This window comes from Nocardioides sp. (genome assembly GCF_036274455.1).
Lineage (GTDB): Bacteria > Actinomycetota > Actinomycetes > Propionibacteriales > Nocardioidaceae > Nocardioides.
On sequence record NZ_DASUFR010000120.1, the window covers coordinates 40,661 to 54,943 of the forward strand.

Annotated in this window: 11 protein-coding genes and 1 tRNA gene; 8 read left to right on the forward strand and 4 right to left on the reverse strand. The window is 70.8% G+C overall.

Annotated elements, in window-relative coordinates:
* Positions 1-2: 2 nt before the first annotated feature.
* Positions 3-1,313 carry a M20/M25/M40 family metallo-hydrolase gene (locus VFV89_RS11450; protein WP_329706066.1) on the reverse strand — a complete coding sequence of 437 codons (1,311 nt, stop codon included), beginning with the start codon at positions 1,311-1,313 and terminating at the stop codon, positions 3-5.
* An 88-nt stretch (positions 1,314-1,401) separates the two neighbouring features.
* Between VFV89_RS11450 and VFV89_RS11455 the strand changes: the two genes are divergently transcribed.
* Positions 1,402-1,487 (forward strand) — tRNA-Leu (locus tag VFV89_RS11455).
* 44 nt (positions 1,488-1,531) lie between these two features.
* Here the strand turns inward: VFV89_RS11455 and VFV89_RS11460 are convergent.
* Positions 1,532-3,109, reverse strand: a complete 1,578-nt coding sequence (locus VFV89_RS11460; RefSeq protein WP_329706067.1) for a Na+/H+ antiporter — start codon at positions 3,107-3,109, stop codon at positions 1,532-1,534.
* 25 nt (positions 3,110-3,134) lie between these two features.
* The gene (gene leuS / locus VFV89_RS11465) at positions 3,135-6,008 is read right to left on the reverse strand and encodes a leucine--tRNA ligase (RefSeq protein ID WP_329706068.1); all 2,874 of its coding nucleotides are present in this window, start codon (positions 6,006-6,008) and stop codon (positions 3,135-3,137) included.
* A 202-nt stretch (positions 6,009-6,210) separates the two neighbouring features.
* Here leuS and VFV89_RS11470 point away from each other — a divergent pair, with 202 nt between their 5' ends.
* The 5 genes from VFV89_RS11470 to VFV89_RS11490 all read left to right on the forward strand — a co-directional run bounded on the left by VFV89_RS11470 (position 6,211) and on the right by VFV89_RS11490 (position 10,658).
* Positions 6,211-6,687 carry a GyrI-like domain-containing protein gene (locus VFV89_RS11470; protein ID WP_329706069.1) on the forward strand — a complete coding sequence of 159 codons (477 nt, stop codon included), beginning with the start codon at positions 6,211-6,213 and terminating at the stop codon, positions 6,685-6,687.
* 11 nt (positions 6,688-6,698) lie between these two features.
* The gene (locus tag VFV89_RS11475) at positions 6,699-8,141 is read left to right on the forward strand and encodes a glycosyltransferase (protein ID WP_329706070.1); all 1,443 of its coding nucleotides are present in this window, start codon (positions 6,699-6,701) and stop codon (positions 8,139-8,141) included.
* Positions 8,142-8,230: 89 nt separating this feature from the next.
* The gene (locus VFV89_RS11480) at positions 8,231-9,097 is read left to right on the forward strand and encodes a lysylphosphatidylglycerol synthase domain-containing protein (protein ID WP_329706071.1); all 867 of its coding nucleotides are present in this window, start codon (positions 8,231-8,233) and stop codon (positions 9,095-9,097) included.
* 123 nt (positions 9,098-9,220) lie between these two features.
* Positions 9,221-10,033, forward strand: coding sequence for a phosphatase PAP2 family protein (locus VFV89_RS11485; RefSeq protein ID WP_329706072.1), 813 nt, complete (start codon positions 9,221-9,223; stop codon positions 10,031-10,033).
* Entirely contained in the window at positions 9,999-10,658 is a 660-nt protein-coding gene (locus VFV89_RS11490; protein WP_329706073.1) for a glycerophosphodiester phosphodiesterase, read from the forward strand. Before VFV89_RS11485 ends, VFV89_RS11490 begins: the two co-directional genes overlap by 35 nt.
* 23 nt (positions 10,659-10,681) lie before the next feature.
* On the opposite strand, the gene VFV89_RS11495 is transcribed toward VFV89_RS11490, so the two are convergent.
* Complete coding sequence (locus VFV89_RS11495; protein ID WP_329706074.1) at positions 10,682-12,139, reverse strand: APC family permease; 1,458 nt, start codon at positions 12,137-12,139, stop codon at positions 10,682-10,684.
* Positions 12,140-12,266: 127 nt separating this feature from the next.
* On the opposite strand from VFV89_RS11495, the gene VFV89_RS11500 reads away from it, so the two are divergent.
* Both VFV89_RS11500 and VFV89_RS11505 read left to right on the forward strand, forming a co-directional pair.
* Positions 12,267-13,484, forward strand: a complete 1,218-nt coding sequence (locus VFV89_RS11500) for an alpha-hydroxy acid oxidase (RefSeq protein ID WP_329706075.1) — start codon at positions 12,267-12,269, stop codon at positions 13,482-13,484.
* Positions 13,485-13,498: 14 nt separating this feature from the next.
* On the forward strand, positions 13,499-14,283 hold a 785-nt coding region (locus tag VFV89_RS11505; protein ID WP_329706076.1), incomplete at its 3' end, for an acetamidase/formamidase family protein.

Genomic DNA, 14,283 nt, shown 5'->3' on the forward strand with positions numbered 1-14,283 from the left:
GGTCAGACCTCGTCCAGGAACCGGTCCATCACCCGCACCCCGAACTCCAGCGCGTCGGTCGGCACCCGCTCGTCGACACCGTGGAAGAGCGCGGTGAAGTCGAGGTCGTCGGGCAGCCGCAGCGGCGCGAACCCGTAGGAGCGCATCCCGAGCCTGCGGAAGTGCTTGGCGTCGGTGCCACCGCTCATGAGGTACGGCGCCACGATCGCGTCCGGGTCCTCGGCGAGCAGGCTGCGGTTCATGGCGTCGACCAGCGCACCGTCGTACGGCGTCTCCCACGGCTGCTGGTCGGAGAGGTAGCTGACCTCGATCCCCTCGCCGATCAGCTCCTTCAGGGTGTCGCGGAACTCGTCCTCGTAGCCCGGCAGGCTGCGCGCGTCCACGTGGGCAGTCGCCTCCGTGGGGATCACGTTCACCTTGTAACCGGCGCTGAGCATCGTCGGGTTGACGGTGTTGCTGATGACCGCGCCCAGCATCCGGGTGGCGCCGCCGAACTCCTCGACCAGCGCCCGCGCGTTGTCGGGAGTGACCTCGGTGCCGGCCAGGTCCGCGACCGTTCCGAGCAGCACCTGCATCGTCGGGGTGAGGCGGACCGGCCACTCATAGGCCCCGAGCCGGGCCACCGCGGCCGTGATCCGAGCCACCGCGTTGTCGGGGTTGAGCATCGACCCGTGGCCGGCCCGGCCGCGGGCGGTGAGCTTCATCCAGGCCATGCCCTTCTCGGCGGCCTCGATGAGGTAGACCCGCCGGCCGCGCACCGTGGTGCTGAACCCGCCGACCTCGCCGACCGCCGCGGTCACGCCCTCGAACTCCTCCGGCAGGTCGTTGACGAGCACCTCGGCTCCGCGGTGGCCGCCGGCCTCCTCGTCGGCGGTGAAGCACAGCGTGATCGGCCGCTCGGGGAGCCGCCCCTCGCGCTGGCGCTGCCGGACCACAGTGAGCAGCATCGCGTCGAAGTCCTTCATGTCGACCGCGCCGCGGCCCCACAGGTAGCCGCCCTCGATCTCCCCGCTGAACGGGTCGAGCCTCCAGTCGCCCGCCTCGGCCGGTACGACGTCGAGGTGGCCGTGCAGCAGCAGCCCCTCGCCCTCCGCGCCGCCCCAGTGCGCGAGCACCGACGTCCGGCCCGGCTCCGACTCGTGCAGCCGGGTCTCGATCCCGACCTCCTCGAGCAGCCCGGCGACGTACTCGGCCGCCTTGCGCTCCCCCGGTCCCGAGTCGTCACCGAAGTTCGAGGTGTCCATCCGGATCAGGTCGCGGCACAGGTCGACGACCTCGGTCCGCGTCACGCTCCCAGCGCCCTCGTCGGCCATGCCCCGAGCATGTCACGGACGCCGTCGCGGAAGGGTCCTGCCGATGCGGGAGCGGCACTCGTCCGGTGCTAAAGTTCCCGGCGCACTCGTCCGGGTGGCGGAATTGGCAGACGCGCTAGCTTGAGGTGCTAGTGCCCTTTAACGGGCGTGGGGGTTCAAGTCCCCCCTCGGACACTCACACCGGGGCATTCCCGCCGGATCCAAGGGCAGGGCGGCCTTCACTCGAGAGGGTCTGCTCGCAGCAACCGCACCTCGTCTATGTCGAGGCGTGCCTGTACGCGGCGCAGCACGATGTCGTCGATGCGCTGTTCGTCGCGCAGCTCGAGGAGGGCTTCACGCCGCCTGCTGATGAGTGCGAGCTGGAGGCTCGTGTACTGGTCGTCGTACTGGACCGCAGGGTCGGCCTCTGCGCCGGCAGCCGCTATCAGCGTGCGTTGCTTGTCCAGCTCGTGACGAACCCGCTCGATCACCATCTCGTCGATGCCGAGCTCGCTGGCCGTGGTCTCCAGTGCCTCGATGGCTGCGTCGAGGGTGTACTCCTCGGCGTACTGGACCTCGTCGTCGACCGAGCTGTCGACCGGGAGCCGCGCGAACCGCACCACCCACGGCAGGAGCAGTGCTTGGAGCAGGGTCAGCAGGATCACGCCACTGGCGATCAGCACGATCAGGTCTCGTCCGGGGAACGGCGCGCCGGAGTCGAGCGTGTGCGGTACCGCGAGGATTGCCGCGAGCGAGACGGCCCCTCGGAACCCGGCCACCGCGCTGACCGTGCGCTGCCGCGCCGGGACACGGCGCAACCGCTGGGCCGGGCGCCTGTCGAGCAGCCGGACGACGTACGGCGTCGTATAGGTCCACACCCAGCGCACCCCGATCACGACGCCAGTGACCACGATGACGTCGATGAGCGCACGCTGGATGGAGGCGCTGCTCAACCCTCGAACGGCGGACTGGGCCGAGAGCCCGACCAGCACGAACAGTGCACTGCTGAGGACCGTGGTGGACAGCGCCCAGAACGGCATGGCGATCTGCCGCGTCACGGCACCAGTGATGCGTGGCGTCACCTGGCTGATGAACAGACCGCACACCACCACCGCCAGCACACCGGACGCGTGGATGGTGTCTGCCAGCAGGAAGGCCGCGAACGGGGTCACCAGCATCGCGATCGACTCCAGCATCGGGTCGTCCATCCGGCGGCGGACCTGCCAGCTCACCAGTCCGATCAGTGCGCCGGCCAGCACTCCGCCGCCGTAGGCCAGCACCAGCAGCCAGGTCACGTGCCAGCCGGTGAGGTGCTCCTCACCGACCGTCACGCCCACCGCCAGGCCATAGAGGACGAGGGCGGTGCCGTCGTTGACGAGGCTCTCGGCGCGGAGCACGGTCACCGTGCGGCGCGGCAGGTCGTGGGCCAGGACGCCCACCGCCGTGGCGTCGGTCGGCGCCAGTGCCGCGCCGAGGACCCATGCCGGCCCCCACGCGAGGCCGAGCCAGTGTGCGGTGGCGGCGACCGCGGCGGCGGTGGCGAAGACCAACGCGGTGCTGGTCAGAACCACGACCCGCAGGTTGTTGCGAATCTCGCGCAACGAGGTCGTCAGGCTCTCCCAGTACAGCAACGCAGGCAGGAACAGCAGCAGCACGACCTCCGGCGGCAGCTGGGCGTGCCGCAGGTGCGGCACGAAGCCGACCAGCACCCCGACCAGCACGAGGAGGACGGCGGGCGCGATCGGGTAGCGCCGCGCGAACGCGCCGCAGGCGACCAGGGCGACCCCGAGCAGGACGACCACCTCGAGTCCGAACACCGGCTCATCCTTGCTGCTGAGCGCGTTACTCCGGTACGACGTTGACCAGCCTGGGTGGGCGGGCGATGACGCGAAGCACGGGACGGCCGTTGAGTGTGCGCTGCACGGTGGCCGAGGCCAGCGCGAGAGCGCGGAGCTCGTCTGCGGTCGCGGTCGCCCGGACTTCCAGCCGATCGCGGACCTTGCCGTCCACTTGCACGACGGCGGTGACGAACTCGACGCTCAGCTGCCCGGGGTCGGCCTGCGGGAAGGGTTGGTAGGCCAACGAGGAATGGTGCCCGATCCGGGACCAGAGCTCCTCGGCGATGTGGGGCGCGAGCGGCGCCAGCATCAGGACGAGGGGTTCGGCGACCTCACGTGGTGTCGAGGGTTGCTGGGTGAGGTGGTTGTTCAGCTCGGCGAGCCGGGCGATGGCGGTGTTGGCCTTGAGCTCTTCGAGGTCGTTGCGTACGGCGTCGATCGTCCGGTGCAGCAGGCGACGTGTCTGTTCGTCGGCAGGGTCGTCGACGACGCGGCTCTGGCCGGTCTCCTCGTCGATGAGGTTGCGCCACAGGCGCTGGAGGAAGCGCTGCGAGCCGACCACAGCGCGGGTCTCCCAGGGTCGCGAGGCGTCGAGCGGTCCTGTGGACATCTCGTACAGACGGAAGGTGTCGGCTCCGTAGGCGTCGCAGATCTCGTCGGGAGAGACCATGTTCTTCAGGCTCTTGCCCATCTTCCCGTAGGTGCGGGCCACCGGCCGGCCGTGCCAGGTCTGCCCGCCCTGGCCGTCGTCGCTCACCTCCGCTGCGGGCACGTAGACGCCACGCGAGTCTCGATAGGCGTGGGCCTGGATCATGCCCTGGTTGACCAGCCGGAAGAACGGCTCGCTGCTGGACACGTGCCCGAGGTCGAAGAGCACCTTGTGCCAGAAGCGCGCGTACAGCAGGTGCAGGACGGCGTGCTCGGCGCCGCCGACGTACAGGTCGACGCCGCCGGGGTGGCCGGCTCCGCGAGAGCCCATCCAGTAGTGCTCGAGGTCGGGATCGACCAGGCGGGTGTCGTTCGAGGGGTCGAGGTAGCGCAGCTCGTACCAGCACGAGCCTGCCCACTGCGGCATCGTGTTCGTCTCGCGTCGGTAGCTCCGGCGGCCGGTGCCGAGGTCGAGCTCGACGGTCGTCCACGCGCTGTTCCGTGCGAGCGGGGACTCGGGGGTGCTGGCGGCGTCGTCCGGCGCGAAGGTCCGCGGCGAGTAGTCCTCGACTTCGGGCAGCTCGATCGGGAGCAGCGACTCGGGGAGCGCGATCGGCATGTCGTGCTCGTCGTAGACGATCGGGAACGGCTCGCCCCAGTATCGCTGCCTGCTGAACAACCAGTCCCTCAGCCGGTAGGCGACCGCGCGCCGGCCGTGTCCGGTCCGTTCGAGCCAGTCGACGACGTGAGCCCTTGCCTCGGTGACGCCCAGCCCCTCGAGGCTGAGGAGGCTGCCGGCGGAGCGGACCACGGTGCCGTCGCCCGGGTACGCCTCTCCTTCCCAGTCGGCCGGGGGCTGGACGGTCCTGATGATGGGGAGCGACATCCGCTCGGCGAAGTGCCAGTCGCGCTGGTCCTGTCCGGGCACACCCATGATCGCGCCGGTGCCGTAGGTCATCAGCACGTAGTCTGCGATGAACACCGGGATCTGCCGTCCGTTCACCGGGTTGCGCGCATACCCGCCGGTCCACACCCCGGGCGTCGATGGCTCCCGACCACGGTGCCCATGGAGCGCGCCGGCCACGACCTCGCGGTAGTGCGCCACTGCCTCGGCGGGGGTCGATGCCCCCGCCGTCCATGCCTGCGGCGCCTTCGCGGGCCACGCGCCGCCGGCGAGCTCGTCCACGGCGGGATGCTGGGGTGACAGCACGAGGAACGTCGCGCCGAAGATCGTCTCCGGCCGGGTCGTGAAGACATCGAGCCCGTCGGCCGATGACTGGAAGCCGATGCGGGCACCATCCGAGCGGCCGATCCATGCACGTTGTTGGGCCTTGATCGACTCCGGCCACTCCAGCGCTTCCAGGTCGGCGAGCAACCGCGGCGCGTACGCGGTGATCCGCATCATCCACTGCCGCAGGTCCCGCTTGAACACCGGAAAGTCCCCGCGCTCGCTCCGACCATCGGCGGTCACCTCCTCGTCGGCCAGGACCGTGCCGAGCGCGGGGCACCAGTTCACCGGGGCCTCGGCGGTGTACGCCAGCCGGAAGGAGTCGACGACCCTGCGCCGGGACACCGCGTCGAGCTCAGCCCACGCGACATCCTGCGTCACGCCGGGCACGCCGAGGGGCATCGGCCTCTCCCCCGCCGCGAGCAACGCCACGAGCTCATCGATCGGGCGTGCCCGCCCGTCCTGCTCGTCGTACCAGCTGTTGTAGATCTGAAGGAAGATCCACTGGGTCCAGCGGTAGAACGCCGGATCGGTGGTCGCAAAGCTGCGTCGTTCGTCGTGCGCCAGCCCGAGTCGACGTAGCTGGGCGCGGCTTGCCGCGATGTTGTTCTCGGTGGTGACCCGTGGATGCTGCCCCGTCTGCACGGCGTACTGCTCCGCGGGCAGACCGAAGGCGTCGAAGCCGAACGCGTGCAGCACATGATGTCCGGTCATCCGCTTGAAGCGCCCGAACACATCCGTGGCGATGTAGCCGAGTGGGTGCCCCACATGGAGCCCTACTCCCGACGGGTACGGAAACATGTCGAGCACGTAGGTCTTCTGTCGCGACGGCTGTCCCGCCGGGACGCCCAGGGGGCCGGAGGGGTTCGCCGTCTCGAACGTCCCGTCAGCCCGCCACCGCGCCTGCCAGCGCGCTTCGATCTCGTTGGCCAACCGCGCCGTGTAGCGGTGCTCAGGAGACAGCGCACCCGTGCCGCTCACGGTTGCGTCGGGTGTGGTCATCGCTCGCCTCCCCCGGCCGCGTCCGCTTCGGTCAACATAGTCCTTTCCGAGCACACGCCCGTCGACTCCAGCGACCTCGCCGATGTCCCGAGCATGCACGCGTGAGGACGGCTCACGGCCTCCGGCAACCCGCCACAGGACCTTCGCCCCTATCCGTCGCGTCGCCGTCGCGAGGGAATGGAAGTGGCGGAAGGAGAGGCAGATGCCACACACGATCGAGATCGTCCGCGTCCCGGCCCGCACGGCTGCAGTGCTTCGTTTCCACGTCCGGCACGACGAGTTGGCGACGATCGGCGAGCGGATGGAGCACGCGTTCGCAGCCGTGATGACCGACCTCGGCGAGGCCCACGTCATCCCGAACGGCCCCGCTGTGGCGGTGTACGAACCCACCGGGGATGGCTTCGACGTGGCCACCGGGTTCCACGTGGCGCCCGACTTCGTCCCCCCGCCCGGGCTCGAGCGTCTGGACCTCGACGCGGTCGACGCCGTGCACGCCACGCACGTCGGCTCCTACAGCGGGCTGGCCGCGGCGTACGCCGATGTCCAGGAGCAGGCCGAACGGGCCGGCCGGCCGGTTGCGTGGGGGCAGCCGGTGTGGGAGGAGTACTGCAGCGAGCCGGGGACGCCCGAGGACGAGAACCGCACCGAGATCTACTGGCCGGTGACAGCACCTGCTTAGGTGTAGGGAGGATGAAGCCCCAGCAAAGGTCGAGCCTCACCGAGGTGCAGGTCGGTGCCTTGCCCCTCGAGCTGCTCGCGCGCCTCCTCGAGCCCGAGCGCGCCGCCAGGCTGGAGGCGTACGCCGAGGCGGCCCGCGGCCTGCTCGGGGACCGGGTGGTCTGGAACATCAACGCCACGGCTTCGGGGGGTGGCGTGGCCGAGATGCTCCTCGCCCTTCTCGCCTACGCCCGGGGCGCGGGCGTCGATGCCCGCTGGCTCGTCCTCAACGGTGACCCGGACTTCTTCCGGACGACCAAGCGCCTGCACAACTTCCTGCACGGTTCGCTGGGGGACGAGGGTGACCTGGGCGAGCGGGAGCAGCAGCACTACGAAGCGGTCCTGGCCGCCAACCTCGAGGGGCTGACAGAGCTGATCAGCCCTGGGGACCTGGTTCTCCTGCACGACCCGCAGACAGCAGGGTTGGTCACCGGGATCCGGGAGCTCGGTGCGCACGTCGTCTGGCGTGCGCACATCGGCGCGGACATGAGCAGCAGGGTCACCGAGGCAGGCTGGTCCTTCCTCCGCCCCTACGTCTCGGCCGCGGAGGCGGTCATCTTCTCGCGGGCCGAGTTCGTGCCGCGGTGGGTCGACCCGGGCCGGGTCGTCGTGATCCCGCCGTCACTGGACCCGTTCAGCCCCAAGAACCGCGAGCTCGGACCCGATGAGGTCGAGGCGACACTCCGGGCGGCCGGCATCGTCGACGGGGACGCGGACGAAGCGCACCTCGACTTCGCTCGGCGCGACGGCTCGCAGGCACGGGTGCGTCAGCACAAGGGCGTGGTCATGGGCGGCGGGATGGCGCCAGACGTCCGGTACGTCCTCCAGGTGAGCCGATGGGACCGGCTCAAGGACATGGCGGGCGTCGTCACGGGCTTCGCGGCCGCCCTGGACTCGATGCCTGAGGACGTCCACCTCGTCGTCGCCGGCCCGCGACCCGAGGGGGTGTCCGACGACCCCGAGGGTGCCGAGGTCTCGGAGGAGTGCCTGGTGACCTGGCTGGAGCTGCCCGACCGGGCCAGGAGACGCATCCACCTGTGCAACGTGCCGACCGATGACGTCGACGAGAACGCGCACATCGTCAACGCCCTCCAGCGCAGGGCCGACCTCGTCGTGCAGAAGAGCGTGGCCGAGGGGTTCGGGCTCACCGTCACCGAGCCGATGTGGAAGGCACGCGCCGTGCTGGCCAGCCGGGTGGGCGGCATCCAGGACCAGATCGTCCACGGTGAGAGCGGTGTGCTGCTGGACGACCCGCGGGACCTGGCCGGCTTCGGCCGCGCGGTCACCACCCTGATGAGGGACGACGGCCTGCGCGCTCGCCTCGGCGCCGCGGCCCGGGAGCGGGTCCGCGACCAGTACCTCGGCGACCGGCACCTCATCCAGTACGTCGACCTGTTCGCCTCCTTGCTCGGGTGAGCCCGTCCCCGGGTCGCATCGCACATGCAGGCCCTTGGGTGCTTCGGTCACACTGTGCGTGGCTCCTACCTGCGAACCACGAGGTCCCCATGCTCGATCGTGCACGCGCCGTGCTCGAGTCCCGCACGGTGCTCGTCGTCGGCGTGGTCGTGAGCCTGCTGGTCCCGGCCGTGACTCTCCCCCGCCTCCCCCACGTCTCTCCGTGGCCGGTCGTGGCCGGATTGCTGCCCTGGGTGGTCGGCAAGTACCTGCTGTGTCCGCTGCGTTGGCGGGCACTCACCGACGCCGACCTGTCACGCCGCTGGTTCCTCCGCTCCTACGCCGAGTCCGAGCTGATCGGCCTCCTCACCCCGGGCCACGTGGGCGCCGACGTGTGGAGGTTGCGACGCCTGGTGGGCACCGGAATGGGTCGAGGCGACGCCGTGATGAGCGTGGGCAGCGACCGCCTCGTCGGTGCCCTGGGTCTCGCCGCCTTCGTGGCCGCTGCCGGCACGGCCGTGCCGCTGCGGCTCCTCCTGCCCGTCGCCGCCATCTCCGCGCTCGCGATCCTGGCCGTCGTGGTCCTCCGCAGGTTCGCCCCGCACCTGCTCCCGGCCGCCTCCCTCCCCCGACCGAGGCGGCTGCTGCACGGTCTCGTGCTGTCCTCGGGCTACCAGCTGTCGATCGCCGGGCTCCTGATGGGAACCGTGGCGGCGACCGGTCACACGGTGTCGGCCCTCGCCGTCCTGGGCGCCTTCGGCGCCAGCCAGCTCGCCGGCGCCGTTCCCGGCCCGAACGGCGCGAGCCCGCGGGACGGCGCGCTGGTCGTCGGTCTCGTCGCAGCCGGCGTTCCCTGGGCGGCTGCCTTGGCGGCGGTGACCTTGAAGGCCGCCCTGGCCTGGGTGCCTGCGCTGGCCCTGGGCGGCACCTCCCTGCTGGTGAAGCGGCTCTCGCCTCCAGCGCCTGCCACGGCCTGAGGATCCCAGTCACTTCGGGACGTTGGACCCGCGACACGACAATGGGACTTCGAGCAGCATCAGAGAAGGTCCGAAGTCCCGTCCCTGGGTAGGCGTGCGGTCACGAGGCTGGGAGGTTGCGCGATGCTCTTGCCGCGACAGGTCCTGCTTCGACACCGCCGGGCGCGCTGGATCCTGGGCCAGGTCGCCCTCATGACCGCCGCGATCTTCTGCTACTTCCAGGTCCGCGGGCTGACCGCTGGGAACCCGGACCTGGCGACCGAGCACGCGCATCGCCTCGTGGAGATCGAGAAGGCGCTCGGGATCGACGTCGAGGCAGCCGTGCAAGCTCCGGTCGCGAGCAGCGTCGGCCTCGAGACCGTCGCCAACTGGGTCTACATCTGGGGTCACTGGCCGGTGATCGTGGCCACCATGGTGTGGCTCGTGCTGCGCCATCGCTGGGCCTTCCTGCGACTGCGGGACGCCATGCTCGTGTCCGGTGGTCTCGGGCTGGTGGTCTTCGTGACCTACCCCGTCGCGCCACCGCGGCTGGCCGATCCCACCCTTGTCGACACCGTCACCCAGCACTCCTACTCCTACCGCGTGCTGCAGCCGCCCAACTTCGTCAACCAGTACGCCGCGCTGCCGAGCCTGCACGCCGGGTGGGACCTGCTCGTCGGGATCGCCCTCGCCACGGCCGGGGGCACGTTGCTGATCCGTTCAGCCGGCTGGGTGATGCCCCCACTGATGGCCTTCGCGGTCATCGCGACCGCGAACCACTACGTGCTCGACGTGGCGGCCGGGCTGGCACTGGCCCTGGTCGGGTACGCCGCTGCGCTGCTGCTCGAGCGTCGGCGCGCGGCTCGCGCCCCCCGGGTGTCCCGACGTCCCGACGCCCCGGCGTCCCACGGATCGCACCGACATGACCTTGTTGGCCATCGCACACCGGGCCGGTAACTCGCTGGCCGGCCTGCACGCGGCGAACCTCGCCGGGGCCGACGTGGTCGAGTGCGACGTGCATGCCTACCGAGGCCGTCTGGAGGTCCGCCACCTGAAGACCGCGGGGCCGCTGCCGTTCCTCTGGGACCGCTGGGAGTTGCGATCCTCGTCGGCGCCCCGGCTCGGCCTCGAGGAGCTCCTCGCGGCCGGGGCCCGGGGAGCGACCTTCATGCTGGACCTGAAGGGTCGGCGCGTCGCCACCGGGCGCGCGGTGGCCCAGCTCCTGCGCGACTGCGCCCCGGACCGCGATGTCCTGGTGTGCGGACGGTACTGGCCGAGCGTCGACCACGTGGCCGAGCTGGACTTCGTCCGGAGCGTGCTGTCCGCGCGGAACCGCGCGGAGCTGACCGCCCTTCGTCGCCGGCTGTCCTCCGCGAGCAGCCCCAGGCCGCATGGCGTGTCCCTGCACGCCTCGCTCCTGCGGGCTCCGCTCACGGCCTGGCTGCACGACCGGGTCCAGGTCGTGATGACGTGGCCGGTCGACGACGCCACGACGCTCGACCGGGTCCTCGCCCTCGGCGCCACGGGCATCATCACCAACGAGGCCGACGTGCTGAGGGCGGTGCGTGCACGCGCGACCTGACAGGCACCGACTCGAGCTCGCCGTCAGTCCTCCGCGAACACGCGCCTGGTCTCGGTGATCCGCTCCGGACGGCGCACGATCAGCACCACCAGGTAGACCACGCCGATCACCATCCAGATCGCCGCCGCCGGACCGGCGTACGAGAACGGTTTGGGCAGCGCCTCGATGAAGCTGAAGGCCGGGATCCCCGCCCCGGCGCAGAAGGCCGGGATGAACGCGAGCGCGCCCAGCAGCGGGACCAGCCCGTGCAGGAACCAGTTGAACTCGTCCCGCCGCCGGCGCGCGAAGTAGAGGATGCAGGCGATGTTCAGCAGGATGTACATCGGCGCGAAGATGTCGACCAGGATCGTGGCCAGGATGACGAACCCCGTGTAGGGGTCGTACTGGTTGCCCAGCCACAGCGCGATGCCGACGCTCACCACGAGCTGGGTGACCAGCGCGAGCATCGGGGAGCCACGGGTCAGGACGCCGTACTGCGTCGGCAGCAGCCGGATCCGGCCCATCGAGAACAGCGTGCGCGTCGAGGAGTTGTTGGCGGCGTTCTGGTTGGCGATCACCGAGTTGATGAGCGCGAGGAAGACGAGCACGAAGCCGACCGTGCCCCAGGCGTCGCGAGCCAGCAGGTTCTGCCAGGGGTTGCTGTCCCCGGCGCTCACGAAGCCGGTCATCTTCTCCGGCCCGAACGTGATCGTGCTGGCGTAGGTGTTGAGGAGGTAGAAGACGCCGATCCCGAGGCAGGAGAAGATGATCGCCCGGTTGACCGTGCGGTGCGGCTCGTGCGCCTCCTCCGCGATCGGCGCCGCCTCTTCGAAGCCGATGAACGCGAGGATGGTGAAGATCGAGCCGACGATGACCCCGGAGAAGCCGGAGTAGTCGGAGTTGTTGGCGTAGTGGGTCCCGAACACCTTGAGCGTGTTGTCGCTGCCGGCCTGGACGATGAGCGTCAGCGACAGCGCGACGAAGACCAGGATCTCGAACGCGCCCAGCAGGATGCCGGCCCCGGTCGAGGCCACGATGCCGCGGTAGCCGAGCACGAAGACCAGCAGGCAGACGAGCACGGTCCACACCCACCAGAGGTCCGTCGACCAGCCCCACTCGGAGTTGGTGGTGCCGGCGACGATGAAGCCCATCTGGAGGGCCAGGAACGGGCCGCCGACCAGGATGCCGAGCAGGAAGCCCCAGCCGACCAGGAACCCGAGCGCGGGATGGATGCCGTTGCTGACGTAGGTGTAGAACGAGCCGGCGGTCGGCATGTGCTTCGAGAGCTGCCCGATCGAGACCGCGGCCAGCAGCGACGCCACGAGGGCGAAGATCACTGACAGCGGCGCGCCCCCGCCGCTGAAGGCGATGCCCGCCGGGATCGAGAGCGCGGTGGCGATGGCCGGCGCCATGAAGGTGATGGACTGGAAGAGGACCCCGCTGAAGCCGACTGCGCCCCTGCGAAGCTCGCCGGTCTGGTTCTCACTGGCAACGTCGGCCATCTGGCCTCCCACCGAGAGTTGTGGCCTGCGTGGAACGGCGACTGACTCTAGCGCCGGGAGACCCCGGGAGTCGATGGACGAGCGCGCTCTCCTTCCGGGCGCAGGAGCGGTCGTGTAGAACACAGGAGTGACCGCCAGGCGCTGGCCGCGCTGGTCGGAGCTGGAGCCCCTCCTGCGACCGAACAGGGTGCAGCTTCGCGGCACCGAACGCCGCCTCGCTCGCGCCGCCGCGGTCCCCGACCTGCGGCTGCTCGCCCGCCGGCGGGCGCCTCGGGCGGTCTTCGACTACACCGACGGCGCGGCCGGCGAGGAGGCCGCCCTGCGCCGGTCGCGGGAGGCCTTCGGGCGGGTGGAGTTCCGGTCGCGGGTGCTCCGGGACGTCTCGGAGGTCGACGCCACGACCACGATCCTCGGACGGAGGACGGCGCTGCCGCTGGTCTTCGCCCCGACCGGCTTCACCCGCATGATGCACACCGAGGGCGAGCCTGCGGTCGCGCGGGTGGCTGACCGGGTCGGGATCCCCTACGCACTCTCCACGATGGGCACCACCTCGATCGAGGACCTCGCCGCCGCGGCGCCGGACGCGAGGCTGTGGTTCCAGCTCTACCTCTGGCGCGACCGGGAGGCGAGCCGCGACTTCGTCGAGCGGGCTCGCGAGGCGGGCTACGAGGCCCTGGTGCTCACCGTCGACACTCCGGTCCCCGGCGCGCGGCTCCGCGACGTCCGCAACGGACTGACGATCCCGCCGTCCCTGTCAGCGCGCACCTTCGCCGAGGGCGTCCTGCACCCGGCCTGGTGGTTCGACCTGCTGACCACCGAGCCCCTGGAGTTCGCGTCGCTCACCCGGTCCGAAGGCACGGTCGCCGAGCTCGTCGGGCGGATGTTCGACCCGGCGCTGACGATGTCGGACGTGTCGTGGCTGCGGTCGGTCTGGCCCGGCTCGCTGGTGGTCAAGGGCATCCAGCACGTCGACGACGCGCGCGCGGTCGTGGACGCCGGCGCCGACGCGGTCGTGGTCTCCAACCACGGTGGCCGCCAGCTCGACCGGGCCCCGGTCCCCCTGGAGTCGCTGGGCGAGGTGGTCGACGCGGTGGGCGACCGGGCCGAGGTCTACGTCGACGGCGGCATCCTGTCGGGCAGCGACCTGGTCGCGGCCGTCGCTCTCGGCGCACGCGCCGGCCTGGTCGGCCGCGCGTACCTCTACGGCCTGATGGCCGGCGGCGAGCGCGGGGTGCAACGGGCCGCCGACATCCTCCTCGCCGAGGTCCGCACCACGCTCGCCCTGCTGGGTGTCACGCGGGTCGAGGAGCTCACCCGCGACCATGTCCGACTGCGTGCCGGCTGAGGTAGTTTCCGTCGATGGACGTCATCGAGTACACGCCGACTCGGGAGCAGTTCGCGTACACGTTCGGGGGCGCGCCGCCGGCCATGCGGATCCGGCCCGGAACGGCGCTCCGGCTGTGGTCGGAGGACGCGTTCAACGGCGTGCTGCGCAGCGTCGACGACCTGTCGAGCGAGAAGGTCGACCTGAGGTACGTCAACCCGCAGACCGGGCCGTTCCACGTCGAGGGGGCGGAGCCCGGCGACACGCTCGTGCTGCACCTGGTCTCGCTGGAGCCGGCCCGCGACTGGGGGGCCTCGGCCGCGATCCCGTTCTTCGGCGGCATGACCAGCACCGACCGCGTGGTCACGCTCCAGGAGCCGCTCCCCGACACCACGTGGATCTACGAGCTCGACCGCGAGGCCGGCACGGTGTCGTTCGCGGCCCGGCACAGCGACCACCGCATCCAGCTGCCCGTCGCGCCGATGCTCGGCACCGTCGGGGTCGCACCGGCCGGGGGCGAGGCGCGCTCCTCGCTGGTGCCGGACCGCTTCGGCGGCAACATGGACACCCCTGAGATGCGGGCCGGGTCGACGGTCTTCCTCGGGGTCAACGTCGAAGGCGGACTGTTCTCGATCGGGGACGGGCACTACCGCCAGGGCGAGGGCGAGGCCTGCGGCACCGCCGTCGAGGGCGCCATGACGACGACGCTGATCGTCGAGCTGATCAAGGGCGGCGCGCCGACCTGGCCGAGGATCGAGGACGACGCGCACTGGATGACGGTGGGCTCGAGTCGTCCGCTGGAGGACTCGTGGCGGATCGG